Raw genomic sequence first — 17567 nt, 5'->3', positions numbered from 1 at the left:
GGTACGTGATGTCAGGCGCCACCAGGGGAAGCCGGCTACGGGCGGCGGCAGTGGCATCGGTAGCGGGCTGGGTGTTGATGACGGGCGCAGGTCCCGCGCTGGCCGACCCGGCCCCCGGCGATCCCGGGATCGTCGCGGGTCCCGATGCCGGCCAGGACCCGACACCGTTCATCGGCACGGCGCCGTTCGGGCCGCCGAGGTTCTTTCCTGCCAATGGTGCGACGGTCGGTGTGGCCCAGCCGATCATCATCAACTTCCCCGGCCTCGTCGATGACTCTGCTGCGGCCGAAAGCGCCGTGCACGTTTCTTCGGTCCCGCCGGTTGCAGGCAAGTTCTATTGGATGACGCCCACGCAGCTGCGCTGGCGTCCGCTGAGCTTCTGGCCCGCGCACACGACGGTGACGATCGATGCCGGTGGCACGGTGTCCAGCTTCCAGACCGGTGATGCGTTGGTTGCCACGGCCGACGACGCCACACATCAGTTGACCGTCACGCGAAATGGCAACGTGGAGAAGACCATTCCGATGTCGATGGGTATGACCGCCGGCGGTCACCAAACCCCCAACGGCACTTACTACGTCCAGGAGAAGATGCCCTCGGTGGTGATGGACTCCTCGACCTACGGTGTCCCGGTCAACTCGCCGTACGGATATCGGACGACGGTGGAACTAGCCGTCCGCTTCGACGACAGCGGTGACTTCGTCCACAGCGCTCCGTGGTCGGTGGACGACCAGGGCAAGCGCGACGTCAGTCACGGTTGCATCAATATCAGCCCGAGCAATGCGAAATGGTTCTTCGACAACTTCAATGCCGGTGATCCGATCGTGGTGAAGAACTCCAGCGGCGGCACCTACTCCCGGCACGACGGCTCCAACGACTGGCAGCTCTGACCACAATCGCCAGAAACGGCGAGTGCCGATCTGCCTCTTCTCGGCCATCGCATGCGACGCCGACCTATCGTGGGATCCATCCGGCAGAACGGACCGACATGCACGAGATGGCGATCACGCAGAGCGTTGTCGACGCGGTGTGCGAACACGCCGCGGGCCGCCACGTGCAGAGCGTCAAGGTGGAGGTCGGTGCGCTGTGCGCCGTCGTACCCGACGCCATGCAGTTCTGTTTCGAGCTCGCCACCGAGGGCACGCTCGCTGACGGCGCTCGCCTCGACCTGAACGTGCAGCCCGGTTCGGCGCGCTGCCGCGGCTGCGGTGAGAACTTCGAACTGCTCGACCTGATCCTGTTATGCCCGTGCGGAAGCGCGGATGTCGAAGTGCTGACCGGACGGGACCTTCGGATCCTGTCGATGGAAGTGAGCTAGCGATGTGCGCGACCTGTGGATGCGGCGACAACACTACGACGATCACGGTCGCCGGTGACGACCATCCCCACTCGAAAAGCATCACGCTCGAACAGAAGGTGCTCGCGAAAAACGATCAGATCGCCGAGCACAACCGCCAGTCGTTGGTCGAGCGCGGCATCCTGGCTCTCAATGTGACGAGTTCGCCGGGAGCCGGGAAGACGACGCTGCTCGAGCGCACAATCCGCGAGCTCGGCGACGACCTGCCTGTCGCAGTCATCGAGGGCGACCAGGAAACACTGCTCGACGCCAAGCGAATCCAGGCGGCTGGGGCCCGCGCGGTGCAGGTGAACACCGGCGCCGGCTGCCATCTGGACGCGGATATGGTGCATCGCGCTCTTCACGCCTTGGATCCGGAGCCCAAGTCCGTGCTGTTCATCGAAAACGTCGGCAACCTGGTGTGCCCGGCGCTGTTCGATCTGGGTGAGCACACCAAAGTGGTGGTGATCTCGGTGACTGAGGGTCAGGACAAGCCCCTGAAGTACCCGCACATGTTCGCGGCAGCAGGGCTGGTGCTGATCAACAAGATCGATCTTGTTCCGTACGTAAACTTTGATCTTGAAACATGTTTCGGCTACGCGCGGTCGGTGAACCCCGGCGTTCGCATCCTGCCGATCTCGGCGACGCGTGGCGATGGACTTGAAGCATGGTACGACTGGATCCGCGCCGAAATCGGCATACCGGCAAACTCCGCCTAATGTCGCTAAGACTCGTTGACAAGACATATCGCCCGGAGTAAACCGAGAACCAGCGCTTAAGAAGCGGGCGCAAGCATATTCCTGCGAGAGGGGCTGCGAGCCCGGCCCCAGAGAGCTGTTACGCATGCCAAGCGAAGCAGCAGTCAAAGCGGAAGAGGCGTTGATCCATGTTCTTTGGATCAATGCGGGATTAAGTTGTGACGGCGATTCGGTGGCGTTGACTGCCGCTACCCAACCCAGCATCGAGGAGATCGCGCTTGGCGCGCTTCCCGGGCTGCCGAAAATCGCCGTCCACTGGCCCCTAATAGATTTCGAGTGCGGACCCAACGGGGGCGCAGACGATTTCCTGGAGTGGTTCTTCAAGGCCGAACGTGGGGAATTGGAGCCGTTCGTCCTCGTTGTCGAGGGGTCCATTCCAAACGAGCAGCTCAAGGATGAGGGCTATTGGTGCGGGTTCGGCAACAACCCCGCGACCGGGCAGCCGATGACCACGAGTGAATGGCTGGACCGGCTCACCCCGAAAGCCACCGCGGTCGTCGCGGTCGGAACATGCGCCACCTACGGCGGAATCCATGCGATGGCAGGCAACCCGACCGGCGCGATGGGCGTCCCCGACTACCTCGGCTGGGACTGGAAGAGCAAGGCGGGCATCCCGATTGTTTGTGTGCCCGGCTGTCCTATCCATCCGGACAATCTTGCCGAGACACTGACATATCTGCTCTACATGGCGACCGACCAGGCGCCGATGATTCCGCTTGATGACGCGTTGCGGCCCAAGTGGCTGTTCGGCGCGACTGTGCACGAGGGCTGCGATCGCGCTGGGTATTACGAGCAGGGTGACTTCGCTACCGAATACGGCTCACCGAAATGCATTGTGAAGCTTGGCTGTTGGGGCCCCGTTGTGAAATGCAACGTCCCCAAGCGGGGTTGGATCAACGGCATCGGCGGCTGCCCGAACGTCGGCGGCATCTGCATCGGCTGCACGATGCCCGGCTTCCCCGACAAGTTCATGCCGTTCATGGACGAGCCGCCCGGCGGCAAGGTCTCGACGACGGCCTCAGGCCTGTACGGCTCGGTCATCCGCAGCCTTCGCCACGTCACTGGGCGCACGGTGGACAAAGAACCGAAGTGGCGGCATCCCGGCACAAAACTCGAAACCGGAGCTACCCGCACCTGGTAGGTGCGGGCTCTTCGGCGCTGCTGGGCGTGCATTTCGCGATCGCCGAAATCCCTTGTGGCGCTGCCCACTAGACGAAAGAGAAGAGTTCGATGACAACGATCATCCCCGAGCCGTCACATGTGAAGCGAGATCCCGGTCAACTGGTGGAGATGGCGTGGGATCCCATCACCCGCATCGTCGGCAGCCTCGGTATCTACACGAAGATCGACTTCGAGAACAGAGAGGTCGTCGAGTGCCACAGCACCTCGTCGATCTTCCGTGGCTATTCGATCTTCATGAAGGGCAAGGATCCTCGCGACGCCCACTTCATCACCAGCCGCATCTGCGGCATCTGCGGCGACAACCACGCCACCTGTTCGTGCTACTGCCAGAACATGGCCTACGGGGTGAAGCCGCCGCATCTCGGAGAGTGGCTCATCAACCTTGGTGAGGCCGCGGAATACATGTTCGACCACAACATCTTCCAAGAGAATCTGGTCGGCGTGGATTACTGCGAGAAGATGGTGTCGGAAACCAATCCGAGTGTGCTGGCCAAGGCCGAGAACACCCAGGCGCCGCACGCCGACATGCACGGCTACCGGACGATCGCCGACATCATGCGGGCACTCAACCCGTTCACCGGTGAGTTCTACCGGGAGGCGCTACAGGTCAGCCGGTGGACGCGAGAGATGTTCTGCCTCATGGAAGGCCGCCATGTGCACCCGTCCACGCTCTACCCGGGCGGCATCGGCACCACCGCCACCGTGCAGCTGATGACGGACTACATGACCCGGCTGATGCGCTACGTGGAGTTCATGAAGTCCGTCCTGCCCATGCACGACGACCTCTTCGACTTCTTCTACGAGGCGCTGCCCGGCTACGACCAGGTGGGGTTGCGGCGTACGCTGCTGGGCTGCTGGGGTTCTTTCCAGGATCCCGAGGTGTGCAACTTCGAATACAAGGACATGGAGCGCTGGGGCGACGCCATGTTCGTCACGCCCGGCGTCGTGATCGACGGCAAGCTGCACACCCACTCGCTGGTCGACATCAACCTCGGCATCCGAATCCTGTTGGGCCACAGCTACTACGATGACTGGACCGACCAGGAGATGTTCGTCAAGACCGATCCGCTCGGCAACCCGGTCGACCGCAGGCATCCGTGGAATCAGCACACCAACCCGCGGCCGCAGAAGCGCGACTTCGAAGGCAATTACAGCTGGGTGATGGCGCCGCGGTGGTTCGACGGCACCGACCACTTGGCGCTGGACACCGGCGGCGGTCCGCTGGCCCGGCTGTGGTCGACCGCGCTCGCCGGCCTTGTCGACATCGGCTACGTGAAGGCCACCGGCACCAGCGTGCAGATCAACCTGCCCAAGACAGCCCTCAAGGGTCCGGTGTCGTTCGAGTGGAAAGTGCCGCACTACGGCAGCAACACGCTCGAACGCAATCGCGCCAGGACCTACTTCCAGGCCTACGCGGCGGCATGCGCGCTGCACTTCGCCGAGAAGGCGCTCGTGGAGATCCGCGCTGGCCGCACCAAGACCTGGGAGAAGTTCGAGGTGCCCGACGAAGGCATCGGCTGTGGCTTCACCGAGGCGGTGCGCGGAGTCCTGTCTCACCACATGGTGATTCGCGACGGCAAGATCGCGAACTATCACCCGTATCCGCCGACGCCGTGGAACGCCAATCCGCGCGACAGCTACGGCACGCCTGGTCCGTACGAGGATGCGGTACAGGGCCAACCGATCTTCGAGGAGAACGACAGGGAGCACTTCAAGGGCATCGACGTCATGCGCACGGTGCGCAGCTTCGATCCGTGTCTGCCCTGCGGGGTGCACATGTACCTCGGTAAGGGCAAGTCATTGGATCTGCTGCACTCCCCCACCCAATCGCTCACCGGGGAATAGCGTATGGCCCCGCCGACACTGCCAGGCCTTCCGGATTCCCAGGACGACGCGCAGTGGCGCACGGCGGGCGAGCGAATACAGAACCTGCTCGACGCGTCGTCATCGGGTGGCGCCGTCGCGAGGGAACGCGCCGAACTACTCGTCCGTGAGGTGACCGACCTCTACGGAGCGGCGCTGATGCGGATGATGCAGATGGCGTTGGCCGCGGATCCGGGTCTCGCCAACCGGTTCGCGGCCGACGACCTCGTCGCCAGCCTCCTGCTGGTGCACGGGTTGCATCCGCACGACGTCGAGCGACGGGTGTCGGACGCACTGGACAGCGTGCGGCCCTACCTCGGCTCGCACGGCGGAGACGTGTCGCTGCTCGGCGTCGTCGACGGTGTGGTCCGACTGCAGTTCCAGGGCAGTTGTAAGAGCTGTCCGTCGTCGTCGGTGACCTTGGAGTTGGCGGTCGAGGATGCGGTGCGGGCCGCGGCGCCGGAGATCGAATCGATCGAAGTGGTTGCGGCGGAGAATGTCTCGACGCCGAGTGTGATTCCCGCCGCGTCACTGATGCGTCGCGTGCACACCAACGGCCACCACTGGCAGCCGGTGCCGGAGCTCGCCGAATTGGCCGACGGTGAAGTCGGCGGGTTCCGCGTCGAAGGCGTCACCGCGCTGGTCTGCCGGGTGAGCGGCGAACTCTACGCGTACCGCGACAGATGCCCCAGTTGTCTTGGCACCTTGGCGGGTGCAGGGTTGCGCGGCACAGTGCTGCAGTGTCCGGCGTGCGGCGCCGGTTTCGACGCCGTGCACGCCGGTGCGGGCGTGGGCGGCGACAGCCACCTGGAGCCGCTACCGGTTCTGGTGCGCGACGGCGTGCTGTCGATGGCAGTCCCTGAGGAGGTGGCGTAGTGGAGGGTGCTTTCGACGTGCTGGCGCGCATACGTGCCAATCGCGGCGCGCCACAGCCGGCTGGCGAGCGCTGCGAGATGTGCGCGGAGGCCATTGCCGATGAGCACCAGCACGTGGTGAATCTCGAAGGCCGACAACTGATGTGTGTCTGCCGCGGGTGCTATCTGCTGTTCACCGACACCGATGCCCAGTTACGCTACCGCGCCGTTCCGGACCGCTACCTCGTCTTCAATGACTTCGCGTTGGATCGCCGTGCATGGGAGGGGCTGCAGATTCCGGTCGGACTGGCGTTCTTCTTCCACAACTCGAGCCTCGACCGCACCGTGGCCTTTTATCCCGGGCCGGCCGGCGCCACCGAGTCCGAACTGGACCTCGTGGCGTGGAACGACATCCGCACCGCCGATCCACGCGTTGACACCGTCGCCGCGGATACAGAGGCGCTGCTGGTTCGGGTGCCCGACGACGAAACAGCTTCTACCCGAGCATATTTGGTTCCGATCGACGCCTGTTACGAGTTCGTCGGCCGGCTGCGCATGATGTGGCGCGGATTCGACGGCGGCCAGGACGCCCGCACTTACATCGAGAGCTTCTTCGATCAGCTCGACAACCGGAGCAGACTGGTTGACCGCGCATGACCGACATCACGTTCGCCGTCCTCGATGTGGCACCGGAACCGTATGCGGTGACACCGATTCTGATGGCGCGGGTAGGCATCGCGTCGGTCGCCGAGGAACCGGTGCACGCCGTCGCACTGCGTTGTCAGGTGCGTATCGAGCCCTCGCGACGTCAGTATTCCGATGACGAAGCCGCCGCACTCGTCGATCTGTTCGGGCCGCGGGACCGCTGGGCGGCGACACAACACTCATTCCTGTGGCAGCACGCGACCGCCATGGTGCCGGGATTCACCGGGACCACGCAGGTGCACATGCCCTTGGAGTGCACCTATGACTTCGAGGTCGCGGCCGCGAAGTACCTGCAGGCGCTCGGTGACGGCACCATTCCCCTGCAGTTTCTGTTCAGCGGAACAGTTTTCGGCCGCGGTTCGAACGGCTTTACCGTCCAACAGGTGCCATGGGACCGCGAGGAGCGTTACGACATGCCGGTTTCGGTGTGGCGTGACCTGATCCAGCAGCACTTCCCTAACACCGGCTGGGTGCGACTAGACCGCGAAACCATCGACGCGCTGGCGGCGTACCGCTCCGCGCGCGGCCTACTCGGATTCGACCAGGCAATCACCGCACTGCTGGCGGAGATCTCGGCGACGCGGGAAAGCTCATGACCGCCCCCTGGGACCACGCCCGTGCCGTCGCCGACGCGGTGCTCTACGAGGGCTATCTGCTCTACCCGTATCGCGCCACCTCGGGAAAGAACCAGTCACGCTGGCAGTTCGGAGTGTTGGGTCCCCAGGGCGCTGCTGACGCGGGCATCGGTGAGCAGGACTCGCTGGCCGCGCAGGTGTTGGTTGCCTCGAATGCGGTTCCCTCGCTGTCTGGCGTAGTGCGTTTTCTGCAGTTGCAACACCGCGCGGCCGAGCGGGACGTCGGCGGTCGTTTTCAGCCGACCGAAGAACTGTCCACCGGCTCCGCCAGCTGGCTCACGTGGGACGAGGCCGTCGAGTGCGAGATCGCGATAGAACGGTTCGCTGTCACGAGTTTGCCACGCACACTTGATATCTCGGTGCCGGCGGGCAGCGACATCGAGATGCTGGACGGCGGCCGGCTGGTGCGCACGCGGCGCGGCCTGCACGGTCGACTCGACATCTCCGCCGAACGCGACGGTGACCACTTACGGGTGTCGTTCGAGGTACGCAATGTCGCCCCGCCCGCCGCGGACAAGGACGAGGCGATTGCCACCTCCCTGATCGGCACACATCTGTTGATCGAGGTCACCGACGGCGAATTCGTTTCGCTTCTGGAGCCGCCGGACGTCGCGGCGGCAGCGGTCGACCGGTGCTCGCACCACCGCTGCTTCCCGGTGCTCGCCGGCCCTCCCGGGGTCAATGATCTGGTGCTGGTGTCACCGATCATCCTCTACGACCATCCCGAGATCGCAGAACAGAGCAAGGGCGCGCTCTACGACTCCACCGAGATAGACGAAATCCTCACGCTACGGATCATGACGATGACCGACGAGGAGAAGGCGCAGGCCCGCGCCACCGACCCGTTGGCCGCCCAGATCATCGACCGCTGCGACACGATGTCGCCCGAGGCCATGCTCGATCTGCACGGTGTGCTGCGCAATCCGCATGCGCCGACAGCAGATCCGGGGTTGATACCGGAAGTCCCCGCCGACGTCGACTGGTGGGATCCGACTGCAGACACCGCAGTGCGGCCTGACGTCGATGCGATCCTCGTCAATGGCACCCGCGTGGCGCGCGGCACTCGGGTCCGCCTGCACCCGTCGCGCCGGGCCGACGCGCAGGACCTCTTCTACACCGACATGGTCGCGCGCGTCACGTCGGTGCACGAAGACGTCGACGGCGACCAGCACGTCGGCGTCGTCCTCGAGGATGATCCGGCGGCCGACCTGCACGACTGGTACGGCCGCTATTTGTATTTCGCACCCGACGAGGTCGAACCACTCATCGAAAGGGGTTAGAAGATGGAAATAGTGGGTTGGATTGCCGTGGTCATCGCAGCATTGGTCGCCCTCGTGGCGGTTGCGCTGGGGGTCAGGTCGGTTCCTGATGCCATGCGGTACATGAAGATTCGACGGATGTAGCGGGTGCGATCACGTCAACAATCCTGGTAGCCGGGATCGGCAACATCTTCCTCGGTGACGACGGCTTCGGCCCCGAGGTGATTCGCCATGCCCCACAGCGAGTCACCGATCCACGAGTTCGACTGGTGGACTACGGCATCCGGGGCATGCATCTGGCCTACGACCTGCTGGACGGCTGCGAGGCGCTGGTCCTGATCGACGCCATCCCCAGCCGCGGATCGCCGGGCGCTGTTCATGTCTTCGAGGCCGACCATGAAAGCTTGACCGCTGCAACCGGTCTGGATGCCCATGCGATGGACCCGACAGCGGTGTTCGCCAGCCTGAACGCCCTCGGCGGCACCCCGCCCTACACGGTGGTCATCGGCTGTGAGGCCGCCGACGTCGACGAAGGCATAGGGCTCTCGCCTGCGGTCGCCGCCGCGATACCCGAGGCGGTTCGCGCGCTCGAGGACGTCATCGCCCGGCTGCTCCAGCCGGTGAAGGGAGGCTGACCATGTGTCTTGGCATCCCCGGGCAAGTCATCCACATGCTGCAGGGCTACGGCGATCAGCTCGCGCTTGTCGACGTCGCGGGCGAACAGCGCAAGGTGAACGTCGGGATGCTGCCCGAGGAGACCTTTTCGCCCGGCGACTGGGTCATCATCCACATGGGCTTCGTCGTGGAGAAGACCGACAAGGCCGGCGCCGATGCGGCGATGGAAGGCCTCGAGCTAATGGGCCGAGGACGCGACACCGAGGCCTCACCATGACAGCCATGACGACACGGCGCAGATTGCGTGTCTGCGTACAGGGCGTGGTCCAAGGCGTTGGCTTTCGCCCGTTCGTCTACGCATGCGCGGCCGCATTCGGGTTGTCCGGGGCAGTACGCAATGACACTGCAGGCGCCCTCATCGAGGTCGAAGGCGATCCCGAAGAGCTCGATCGATTCCTCGCCCGCTTGCGTGAGCAGCCGCCACCGCTGGCAGTCATCGAATCTGTTGACACGCAGGACATCCCGGTTGTGGGCGGCACCGGATTTGTCATCGCGGACACGATGCGGTCCGACGGCGGTCGCACGCTGGCCTCCCCCGACGTGGCGATGTGCACGGAATGTGTTGCCGAACAACGCGACCCCTCGAACAGGCGCTACCGCCACGCGTTCGTCAACTGCACCAACTGCGGGCCGCGCTTCACGATCGTCGCCAGCCTGCCCTACGACCGCGCCTCGACCACGATGGCGGCGTTCCCGATGTGCGCCGATTGCGCCCGCGAATACGCCGACCCGGCCGACCGGCGCTTCCACGCCCAACCCGTGTGCTGCCCACGCTGCGGGCCAACGCTCAGTTATCGCGACGACGACGGCGCGACCGACGGCGACGATGCGCTGGCACTGGCCAGGCGGTTGCTGCGGGACGGTGGCATCCTCGCGGTCAAGGGCATCGGCGGCTACCACTTGGCGTGCGACGCCAGCAACGAGCGGGCCGTCAGCGAACTGCGCGACCGAAAGCGCCGGGGCGACAAGCCATTCGCGGTCATGGTGCCGGACCTGTCCACGGCATACGCAATCGCAAGAGTTGATGACCCGTCGGCTCGGCTCCTCACGGGTCCGCAGCGACCGATCGTGCTGATGCCTCGACGGGCCGATGCACGGATCGCCGACGCGGTGGCGCCGCACAACCCTGATCTCGGGGTCATGCTCGCCTACACGCCGCTGCATGCGTTGCTGTTCGGTCTGCCGGGCGATTCGCCGAGCCCGCCCGTGCTGGTGATGACGTCCGGCAACCTGGGCGGCGAACCCATCTGCTTCGCCGACGACGATGCGCTCGAACGGCTTTCGCACCTGGCCGATGGTTGGCTGATGCACGACCGCGACATCTTGGTGCCGTGTGACGACTCGGTGATCCGGATGGTCGATGACGTTGAGCTGCCGATCCGGCGGTCGCGCGGATACGCGCCGCTACCTATCGCGCTGCCGGTATCGGTGCCGCCGACGTTGGCGGTCGGCGCCGATCTGAAGAACACGATGGCGGTGGCGGACGGCAAGTACGCCTGGCTGAGCCAGCACATCGGCGACATGGACGACCTCGCAACGCTGTCGGCGTTCGACGCCGCCCAACAACACCTGTGCGAGTTGACTGCCGTAGCGCCCGAAGTACTCGTGGCCGACGCACATCCGCTGTACCGGTCGACGGCGTGGGCGCATCGCAATGCCCGTGGGCGGCCCGTCCGAGCCGTGCAGCACCACCACGCACACATCGCTGCGGTGATGGCCGAGCATGGCCTGGACGGGTCTCAGCAGGTGCTCGGTTTCGCGTTCGACGGGACGGGTTACGGATCCGACGAGGCGATCTGGGGTGGCGAGGTGCTGCTCGCGAACTACAAGGGCTACCAACGCCTCGCGCAATTGTCCTACGTGCCGCTCGCAGGCGGCGACATCAGCGTGCTTCGGCCGTACCGGATGGCGCTAGCGCACCTGTGGGCGGCCGGCATCGCATGGGAGCCCGATCTGCCGCCCGTGGCGGCGTGCCCCGCCGACGAACAACGGGTGTTGCGACGGCAACTCGAAACCGGGATCGGCTGTGTGCCAACGTCCAGCATGGGCCGGCTTTTCGATGCGGTGTCCGCGCTCGCCGGTGTCCGCCACGTGGTGGCTTACGAGGCGCAGGCCGCCATCGAGTTGGAGGGGCTGGCACGCAACGCCGACTGTGAGGATCTCGCCTACGCCTTCGGGGTGCAGGACGGACTGATCGATCCAACTCCGCTGATAGACAGCGTGGTCCGAGACCAGCGCGGTGGCGTGCCCTCAGGCACGATCGGCGCACGGTTCCACCAGGCGGTCGCCGATCTGATCGTCGACATTGCGGATCGAAGTCGCGACGCAGCCCAGCTCGTCGCGCTTTCGGGCGGCGTCTTCCAGAATGCGCTGCTGCTGCGTCTGACGCTGAAAGGCCTGCGCGCCAAAGGAATACCGGCGATCACGCATCGCGCGGTGCCGCCGAACGATGGTGGTGTCGCGTTGGGTCAGCTGATGGTGGGTAACTGCGGATGACCCTGTTCGATCAGTACGCCTATCCGCCGAACGAGCTCGGCTACTGCGGGCCGACCGATGGCGGGGGCGCGTTCGGACTTGCCGCCCACGCCAAGGAGTTCGACGGCGCATGGCCATATCTGGCAGCCATTGCCGAGGCGCTCGGCGCCTCGGATCCGCTGGACGAGGAGGTCGTCAGCAGCTACTGGGTGGGCGGGCCCGCGCTGGCCAAGGTCGATCCGGCCGCGCTACTAACCCGGCTGCGAACATCCTTCACCGGCCAGGTCACCGGACTGCTCGACGCGGTTGTCCCGGGCCCGGACGTTTTGGCCCACCACAGTTTCCACGTCTTCGTCGTCTACCCCTGGGTCCGCTTCCTCGACCGCGATGCGGCGACGGCGCTGGGCGTCATGCAGGACTGCCGGATCCGCTGGGGCACCGTCGAATCGATCGACGGCGAGCACGCCGTGATCACGTCACCCCCGCTGGGGCTCGCCGGTGGCGAGCTGATACTCGGCGACCCCCGGCCCGAGCGGGTGCAGTGGAAGAAGGGTGAACTCTCGCTGGCGCCCGCCCCGAGCCCGGGTTCCATCGTTGCGGCGCACTGGAACTGGGTGTGCGAGCAGTTGGAAGCCGATCAACTCACGGCACTCGAAGCCGCCACCCAGTCAACGCTCGATCTGGTCAATACCTTGAGGGGAGGTCGACTATGACGACCACCGCGCAACTCGGGGGCTCCTACATCGACGTGGAGTTGTCCGCCGATCTGGCTGCCGCCGCGCTGGACCTGGCTCGCAGATTCCACGACGGCGCCACGCTGTGGGTGATCTCCCCCCAGTGGGAGCCGCACGCGCACCACGTCGCCGTTGAGTTCGTCCATCCGGTGGTGATGGGGAAACGGGCGCTGCCCTCCGTCGCGCTCGTCGAACCGGATCCTGTCGCACAGGCGCGGGTCGCCAGTCAGCCCGGTGATCTGCTGATCGCCGTATCGTCCGCCGACGAGCCCGCCGTCGTCGAAGCCATGCGACGCGCGCCCGCCTGGGGGGTGCTGACGCTGTGGATCGGTTCCGGGCCGCGGCCGCCTGCCGGTGCGGCCAACCACATCCTGTGGATCGACTCCGACGACCCGATGGTGCCCGCCACCGGAACGTTCGTGCTGATGTATCACCTGCTGTGGGAACTCACCCACGTCTGCTTCGAACACCCCGGACTGCTCAAGCCGCCCGCCGAGGAATGCGCCGAGGACGTGTGCGTGACGTGTAGTGACGAGGGCCGCCTCGCTGAGGTCGTGCTCGAGCCGGCAGACGGTCAGGCGCTCGTGCGAACGGCCAGGGGCGAGGAATGGGTGGACACCACAATCCTCGACGACGTCGGCGTCAACGACTTGGTTCTGGTGCACGCCGGAGCGGCGATCACACGTCTGGAGGCGATGTCATGACAACCCGGCACGAACCCGAAAGCACCGGCTTCCTCTACCCGTTCATCGAATCCGAGGAGACGGACGCCACCAGTCTCCTCGATGATCTGGCCGCCTCGGCGCGCGGTAAGGCGACCGAAAGCGCACGGCTGCAACAAGAATCGCTCGACGAGTACGCGTCGGCCGTGACCGCGGCCGGAACCCAGATGGCCGAACGGTTCCTGCGCGGAGGCAGGCTCTACACGCTCGGCAACGGTGGCAGCTCGACCGACGCCGCCACCCTGGCGACGCTGTTCAGTCGGCCCGCGCGGGGAAGGCCGGTGGCGGCGTGGTCGCTGGCCGCCGACGAAGCGGTGGTGACCGCACTCGGCAACGACGTGGGGTTCGACCTGATCTTCAAACGCCAGATCATCGCTCACGCAAGGGATCGCGACGTCGCGATCGCGTTGTCGACATCGGGCAACTCCGAAGACCTGATGTCGGCGATCACCGAAGCCAAGCAGCGGGGTCTGCTCACCGTCGGGTTCTCAGGGCATGACGGGGGCAGGATGGCCGTCGCCGAGGATCTCGACTTCTGCTTCACTGTGCACTCGCAGAGCATCCACCGCATCCAGGAGAGCCACGCGATGCTCGGATACCGATTGTGGTCGGTGACGCAGGAACACATGGCACGGCCGATGTCTCAGGCCCGAGCATGAGCACCACCGCCGACCGCGAAGACCGGGTGCTGGAACGCATCGACAAGTTCCGGCAGCGCAGGCCGCGACTGCTCGACGACGTGGTGACGCTCGCGCACGGAGCGGGCGGCAAGTCTTCGGCGGCGCTCGTCGACGCGGTGTTCCTCGAGGCGTTCCGCAATGACGAACTCGAGCAACTCGGCGATGCCGCCGTACTGCGCACCGCATCGGGTGAACGGCTCGCGTTCTCGACCGACTCGTATGTCGTTTCGCCGCGCCGCTTTCCGGGCGGATCGATCGGCCACGTCGCAGTGCACGGGACCATCAACGACCTTGCCGTGTCAGGCGCCCGCCCGCAGTGGTTGTCGGCGGCGTTCGTCATCGAAGAGGGGTTCGGTATCGTCGAACTCCGCGAAATCGTCGCCGACATGAGCGAAGCCGCCGCCAACGCCGGCGTACAGATCGTCACCGGGGACACGAAGGTGGTTGGCAAGGGCGCCGCCGACGGCGTCTACATCTCGACCGCAGGCGTCGGTGTGATCCCCGAGGGCAGGCGGCTGTCCCGCGACCTCGTCCAGCCCGGCGACAAGGTGCTGTTGTCCGGCACCATCGGCGAGCACGGCATGGCCGTCATGCTGGCCCGCGGCGACCTGGCCATCGACGCGGACATCGAGTCGGACACGGCACCCGTGCACGAACTGGTCGAAATCCTGCTTGCCGCAGCGCCGTCGACGCGCTGGATGCGCGATGCCACCCGCGGCGGCGTCGGCACCGTCGCCAACGAACTCGTGAAGGACTCGCCGTTCGCACTGATCCTCGACGAGGCGCGGCTGCCGGTGCAGCCGCAGGTGCTCGGCGCCTGCGACATGCTGGGCATCGACCCGCTGTATGTGGCGAACGAGGGCAAGTTCGTCGCCATCGTCGCAGCCGACGAAGCCGATGCCGCCGTCGCGGCCCTGCACGAGCATCCACAAGGCGCCGATGCCGCCGTTGTCGGTGAGATCGTTCCCGAACCGCACGGAATCGTGGCGCTACGAACGTCATTCGGCGGCAGCCGGATTGTCGACATGCTCGTCGGTGACCCGCTGCCGCGGATCTGCTGAGAGGAGACCGACCATGTGTCTAGGGATACCGGGCCAAGTCGTCGAGATCGTCGACGCCGAACAGTCGCTGGCCAAGGTCGACGTCAACGGTGTTCGCAGGAACATCAGCGTGCGGCTGCTGGCCGACGACAACCTGCAAGTCGGTGACTGGGTGCTCGTGCACGTCGGCTTCGCGATGGCCAAGATCGACGAGCACGAGGCCGCCATGACGCTGAGCCAGGTCGAGAAGATGGGCGCCGACTACGTCAATGAGATCGAAGCATTCAACGCGTCCGAAATCGCCTGAGAGGCCAGACAAATGAAGTTCGTAGACGAATTCCGCGACCCGGCGGCCGCACGCGCGCTGGTCAAGTCCATCACCGAGCTGGCGGGTACCGACCATTTCAAATTCATGGAGGTCTGCGGCGGTCACACGCACACCATCTACCGGCACGGCATCGAGCACCTGCTGCCCGAGTCCGTCGAATTGGTGCACGGGCCGGGCTGTCCGGTGTGCGTGATACCGATGGGCCGAGTGGATGACGCGATGTGGCTGGCCGAGCAGCCAGGCGTCATCTTCACGACGTTCGGCGACATGATGCGGGTGCCGGGATCGAAGGGCAACCTGATAGAGGCGAAGGCCAGAGGCGCCGACGTGCGCTTCGTGTACTCCCCACTCGACGCGCTCAAGGTCGCGATCGACAATCCCGACCGCCACGTGGTGTTCTTCGCGGTCGGCTTCGAGACCACTGCGCCCTCCACCGCGGTGACGCTGGTGCGGGCACGCTCACTTGGCGTGCAGAACTTCAGCGTGTTCTGCAACCACGTCACGATCGTGCCGCCCATCAAGGCGATCCTCGAGTCACCGGATCTGCGGCTGTCAGGGTTCCTCGGCCCCGGCCACGTCTCCACGGTGGTCGGGATACGGCCCTACCGGTTCGTTTCGGAGGTTTACGGAAAGCCCATGGTGGTCGCGGGTTTCGAGCCGCTGGACATCCTCGCGTCGGTGCACATGCTGCTGCAGCAGATCCGCGAGGGTCGGTGCGAGATCGAGAATCAGTACACCCGGGTGGTGCGCCCAGAAGGAAACACCCAAGCGCTGAAGCTGATGTCCGAGACCTTCGAGCTGCGGCCGCACTTCGAGTGGCGCGGTTTGGGATTCATCTCGCAGAGCGCGTTGAAGGTGCATCCCGATTACGCCGAGTTCGACGCCGAGCGCAAGTTCGACATGCCGGGCGTACGGGTTGCCGATCCGAAGGCATGCCAATGCGGCGAGGTGCTCAAGGGCGTGATCAAGCCGTGGGAGTGCAAGGTGTTCGGGACCGCGTGCACCCCCGAGACGCCGATCGGCACCTGCATGGTGTCACCGGAGGGCGCCTGTGCGGCGTACTACAACTTCGGCAGGCTGCACCGCGAGACCGCACAGTTGTTGGGTCAGCGCTAGTCAGCGGGTTCAGATGGCCACGCGTTGGTTGGCTGTCCCGTGCCACGCGTCGACGGCATCCTGCAGAGGCAGGCCGAGCGCATTGCAGAGTCCTATGACGGTGCCGAAGCTCGGACTCGGCATCCTTCCGACCTCGAGTTTGCGCAGCGTCTCGGGTGAGATGCCGGCCTCACGCGCGACCAACTCGGGATCGCGGCCTGCACGAGTGGTCCTGATCAGCGCGCCGAGCCGTTGGCCTGCTTTCACCTGTTCCGGACTCAGCGGTACGCGCACCATGACGCTCAGCATAGCCGGTATTCAAATACCGGTGCTGGTAGGGTCGGTATAAAAATACCGATAGCCGATGGGTGTGCAAGATGATCGAACTCAAGACTGCCGGCGAGATCGACAAGATGGCGGTCACGGGTCAATTCGTGGCGGAAACACTGGCGACGTTGTCGATCGAGGCGCAGCCAGGCGTGAATTTGATGCAGCTCGAGCACCATGCCCGTGAGCTGATCGACGCTCGCGGGGCGACGTCGTGCTATTGGGATTACGCGCCGTCATTCGGTCGCGGTCCGTTTCGCAATGTCATCTGCCTGTCGGTCAATGATGCTGTGCTGCATGGCATGCCGCGCGACTACGTGCTCCGCGACGGCGACGTGTTGAGTCTGGACTTCGCGGTGTCGATCGACGGATGGGTGGCCGATTCTGCCGTGACGGTCATCGTCGGTCGGGCCGCCGACCCCGCTGACGAAGCGCTGATCGACTCGACGCAACGAGCGCTCGCCGCGGGTATCGCTGCCGCGGTGCCCGGTGGGCGACTCGGCGACATCTCGGCCGCCATCGGCGAAGTCGCCACCGAAGCCGGCTATCGCGTCAACACCGAATTCGGCGGGCATGGGCTGGGTCGCACCATGCACGAGGATCCGCACATCCCCAATCGCGGACGGCACGGCCGCGGGTTGCTTCTCCGGCCGGGCATGACGTTCGCGCTCGAGCCGTGGTGGGCACGCGGCAGCGATCGTCTGGTGATGGACGCCGACGGCTGGACGCTGCGCTCGGCGGACGGGTCGAGGACTGCGCATTCCGAGCACACCATCGCGATCACCGAAGCGGGCCCGCGGATCCTCACCCTGTCCGGGGTTGACAGGGTTGTGTCGGGGCCGCCGCGGGTAGCCAGCAACTAGCTTCGTCGCAGTGCGTGCGGCGGGCTGTGAGGAGTT

General features: G+C 65.4%; 20 protein-coding genes. 19 read left to right on the top strand and 1 reads right to left on the bottom strand.

Annotated elements, in window-relative coordinates; all coding sequences use genetic code 11:
• The first annotated feature begins 8 nt into the window (after nucleotides 1–8).
• The 18 genes from J3E61_RS22085 to hypD all read left to right on the top strand — a co-directional run bounded on the left by J3E61_RS22085 (nucleotide 9) and on the right by hypD (nucleotide 16362).
• Nucleotides 9–890 (top strand): L,D-transpeptidase family protein, encoded by an 882-nt coding sequence (locus tag J3E61_RS22085; protein ID WP_192720931.1) that lies wholly within the window; start codon nucleotides 9–11, stop codon nucleotides 888–890.
• A 98-nt stretch (nucleotides 891–988) separates the two neighbouring features.
• Entirely contained in the window at nucleotides 989–1318 is a 330-nt protein-coding gene (locus J3E61_RS22080; RefSeq protein WP_210084978.1) for a hydrogenase maturation nickel metallochaperone HypA, read from the top strand.
• A gap of 2 nt (nucleotides 1319–1320) precedes the next feature.
• Nucleotides 1321–2055, top strand: coding sequence for a hydrogenase nickel incorporation protein HypB (gene hypB, locus J3E61_RS22075; protein ID WP_210084977.1), 735 nt, complete (start codon nucleotides 1321–1323; stop codon nucleotides 2053–2055).
• A gap of 124 nt (nucleotides 2056–2179) precedes the next feature.
• Complete coding sequence (locus tag J3E61_RS22070) at nucleotides 2180–3235, top strand: hydrogenase expression protein HypE (protein WP_192720933.1); 1056 nt, start codon at nucleotides 2180–2182, stop codon at nucleotides 3233–3235.
• A gap of 89 nt (nucleotides 3236–3324) precedes the next feature.
• Entirely contained in the window at nucleotides 3325–5121 is a 1797-nt protein-coding gene (locus J3E61_RS22065; protein ID WP_210084976.1) for a nickel-dependent hydrogenase large subunit, read from the top strand.
• Between the two features lie 3 nt (nucleotides 5122–5124).
• The gene (locus J3E61_RS22060) at nucleotides 5125–6015 is read left to right on the top strand and encodes a NifU family protein (RefSeq protein WP_210084975.1); all 891 of its coding nucleotides are present in this window, start codon (nucleotides 5125–5127) and stop codon (nucleotides 6013–6015) included.
• The gene (locus J3E61_RS22055) at nucleotides 6015–6650 is read left to right on the top strand and encodes a hypothetical protein (protein WP_210084974.1); all 636 of its coding nucleotides are present in this window, start codon (nucleotides 6015–6017) and stop codon (nucleotides 6648–6650) included. Before J3E61_RS22060 ends, J3E61_RS22055 begins: the two co-directional genes overlap by 1 nt.
• Nucleotides 6647–7294, top strand: a complete 648-nt coding sequence (locus J3E61_RS22050) for a hypothetical protein (protein ID WP_210084973.1) — start codon at nucleotides 6647–6649, stop codon at nucleotides 7292–7294. Before J3E61_RS22055 ends, J3E61_RS22050 begins: the two co-directional genes overlap by 4 nt.
• On the top strand, nucleotides 7291–8613 hold the full coding sequence (locus J3E61_RS22045; protein WP_210084972.1) for a hypothetical protein: 1323 nt from the start codon (nucleotides 7291–7293) through the stop codon (nucleotides 8611–8613). Before J3E61_RS22050 ends, J3E61_RS22045 begins: the two co-directional genes overlap by 4 nt.
• Before the next feature lie 131 nt (nucleotides 8614–8744).
• Nucleotides 8745–9227, top strand: a complete 483-nt coding sequence (locus J3E61_RS22040) for a hydrogenase maturation protease (RefSeq protein ID WP_210085656.1) — start codon at nucleotides 8745–8747, stop codon at nucleotides 9225–9227.
• A gap of 2 nt (nucleotides 9228–9229) precedes the next feature.
• Nucleotides 9230–9484, top strand: coding sequence for a HypC/HybG/HupF family hydrogenase formation chaperone (locus tag J3E61_RS22035; RefSeq protein ID WP_192720939.1), 255 nt, complete (start codon nucleotides 9230–9232; stop codon nucleotides 9482–9484).
• Between the two features lie 5 nt (nucleotides 9485–9489).
• On the top strand, nucleotides 9490–11763 hold the full coding sequence (hypF, locus tag J3E61_RS22030; protein WP_210084971.1) for a carbamoyltransferase HypF: 2274 nt from the start codon (nucleotides 9490–9492) through the stop codon (nucleotides 11761–11763).
• Nucleotides 11760–12455 (top strand): hypothetical protein, encoded by a 696-nt coding sequence (locus J3E61_RS22025; protein ID WP_210084970.1) that lies wholly within the window; start codon nucleotides 11760–11762, stop codon nucleotides 12453–12455. The genes hypF and J3E61_RS22025 overlap by 4 nt, the downstream gene beginning before the upstream one ends.
• On the top strand, nucleotides 12452–13180 hold the full coding sequence (locus J3E61_RS22020) for a hydrogenase assembly protein HupF (protein ID WP_210084969.1): 729 nt from the start codon (nucleotides 12452–12454) through the stop codon (nucleotides 13178–13180). The genes J3E61_RS22025 and J3E61_RS22020 overlap by 4 nt, the downstream gene beginning before the upstream one ends.
• Nucleotides 13177–13857, top strand: a complete 681-nt coding sequence (locus tag J3E61_RS22015) for an SIS domain-containing protein (protein WP_210084968.1) — start codon at nucleotides 13177–13179, stop codon at nucleotides 13855–13857. Before J3E61_RS22020 ends, J3E61_RS22015 begins: the two co-directional genes overlap by 4 nt.
• Nucleotides 13854–14939, top strand: a complete 1086-nt coding sequence (gene hypE, locus J3E61_RS22010) for a hydrogenase expression/formation protein HypE (protein ID WP_210084967.1) — start codon at nucleotides 13854–13856, stop codon at nucleotides 14937–14939. Before J3E61_RS22015 ends, hypE begins: the two co-directional genes overlap by 4 nt.
• 13 nt (nucleotides 14940–14952) lie before the next feature.
• Nucleotides 14953–15225, top strand: a complete 273-nt coding sequence (locus J3E61_RS22005; RefSeq protein WP_210084966.1) for a HypC/HybG/HupF family hydrogenase formation chaperone — start codon at nucleotides 14953–14955, stop codon at nucleotides 15223–15225.
• A gap of 12 nt (nucleotides 15226–15237) precedes the next feature.
• Nucleotides 15238–16362 carry a hydrogenase formation protein HypD gene (hypD, locus tag J3E61_RS22000; RefSeq protein WP_192720946.1) on the top strand — a complete coding sequence of 375 codons (1125 nt, stop codon included), beginning with the start codon at nucleotides 15238–15240 and terminating at the stop codon, nucleotides 16360–16362.
• Nucleotides 16363–16371: 9 nt separating this feature from the next.
• On the opposite strand, the gene J3E61_RS21995 is transcribed toward hypD, so the two are convergent.
• Complete coding sequence (locus J3E61_RS21995; protein WP_192720947.1) at nucleotides 16372–16638, bottom strand: helix-turn-helix domain-containing protein; 267 nt, start codon at nucleotides 16636–16638, stop codon at nucleotides 16372–16374.
• Between the two features lie 80 nt (nucleotides 16639–16718).
• On the opposite strand from J3E61_RS21995, the gene map reads away from it, so the two are divergent.
• The gene (map, locus tag J3E61_RS21990) at nucleotides 16719–17531 is read left to right on the top strand and encodes a type I methionyl aminopeptidase (protein ID WP_210084965.1); all 813 of its coding nucleotides are present in this window, start codon (nucleotides 16719–16721) and stop codon (nucleotides 17529–17531) included.
• Nucleotides 17532–17567: the final 36 nt, after the last annotated feature.

Source organism: Mycobacterium sp. OAE908, from assembly GCF_017872775.1.
Taxonomy (GTDB): domain Bacteria; phylum Actinomycetota; class Actinomycetes; order Mycobacteriales; family Mycobacteriaceae; genus Mycobacterium.
This window is presented reverse-complemented; position numbering and strand designations above follow the sequence as displayed.

What these genes read in the sequence shown, in the direction of transcription:
- hypD (WP_192720946.1), top strand. Translation starts at nt 15,238, where the DNA reads ATGAAGTTCGTAGACGAATTCCGCGACCCGGCGGCCGCACGCGCGCTG.
- J3E61_RS22005 (WP_210084966.1), top strand. Translation starts at nt 14,953, where the DNA reads ATGTGTCTAGGGATACCGGGCCAAGTCGTCGAGATCGTCGACGCCGAA.
- J3E61_RS22015 (WP_210084968.1), top strand. Translation starts at nt 13,177, where the DNA reads ATGACAACCCGGCACGAACCCGAAAGCACCGGCTTCCTCTACCCGTTC.
- J3E61_RS22045 (WP_210084972.1), top strand. Translation starts at nt 7,291, where the DNA reads ATGACCGCCCCCTGGGACCACGCCCGTGCCGTCGCCGACGCGGTGCTC.
- J3E61_RS22070 (WP_192720933.1), top strand. Translation starts at nt 2,180, where the DNA reads ATGCCAAGCGAAGCAGCAGTCAAAGCGGAAGAGGCGTTGATCCATGTT.
- J3E61_RS22050 (WP_210084973.1), top strand. Translation starts at nt 6,647, where the DNA reads ATGACCGACATCACGTTCGCCGTCCTCGATGTGGCACCGGAACCGTAT.
- J3E61_RS22065 (WP_210084976.1), top strand. Translation starts at nt 3,325, where the DNA reads ATGACAACGATCATCCCCGAGCCGTCACATGTGAAGCGAGATCCCGGT.
- J3E61_RS22080 (WP_210084978.1), top strand. Translation starts at nt 989, where the DNA reads ATGCACGAGATGGCGATCACGCAGAGCGTTGTCGACGCGGTGTGCGAA.
- hypF (WP_210084971.1), top strand. Translation starts at nt 9,490, where the DNA reads ATGACGACACGGCGCAGATTGCGTGTCTGCGTACAGGGCGTGGTCCAA.
- hypB (WP_210084977.1), top strand. Translation starts at nt 1,321, where the DNA reads ATGTGCGCGACCTGTGGATGCGGCGACAACACTACGACGATCACGGTC.
- J3E61_RS22060 (WP_210084975.1), top strand. Translation starts at nt 5,125, where the DNA reads ATGGCCCCGCCGACACTGCCAGGCCTTCCGGATTCCCAGGACGACGCG.
- J3E61_RS22025 (WP_210084970.1), top strand. Translation starts at nt 11,760, where the DNA reads ATGACCCTGTTCGATCAGTACGCCTATCCGCCGAACGAGCTCGGCTAC.
- J3E61_RS22020 (WP_210084969.1), top strand. Translation starts at nt 12,452, where the DNA reads ATGACGACCACCGCGCAACTCGGGGGCTCCTACATCGACGTGGAGTTG.
- J3E61_RS21995 (WP_192720947.1), bottom strand. Translation starts at nt 16,638, where the DNA reads ATGGTGCGCGTACCGCTGAGTCCGGAACAGGTGAAAGCAGGCCAACGG.
- J3E61_RS22085 (WP_192720931.1), top strand. Translation starts at nt 9, where the DNA reads ATGTCAGGCGCCACCAGGGGAAGCCGGCTACGGGCGGCGGCAGTGGCA.
- map (WP_210084965.1), top strand. Translation starts at nt 16,719, where the DNA reads ATGATCGAACTCAAGACTGCCGGCGAGATCGACAAGATGGCGGTCACG.
- J3E61_RS22035 (WP_192720939.1), top strand. Translation starts at nt 9,230, where the DNA reads ATGTGTCTTGGCATCCCCGGGCAAGTCATCCACATGCTGCAGGGCTAC.
- hypE (WP_210084967.1), top strand. Translation starts at nt 13,854, where the DNA reads ATGAGCACCACCGCCGACCGCGAAGACCGGGTGCTGGAACGCATCGAC.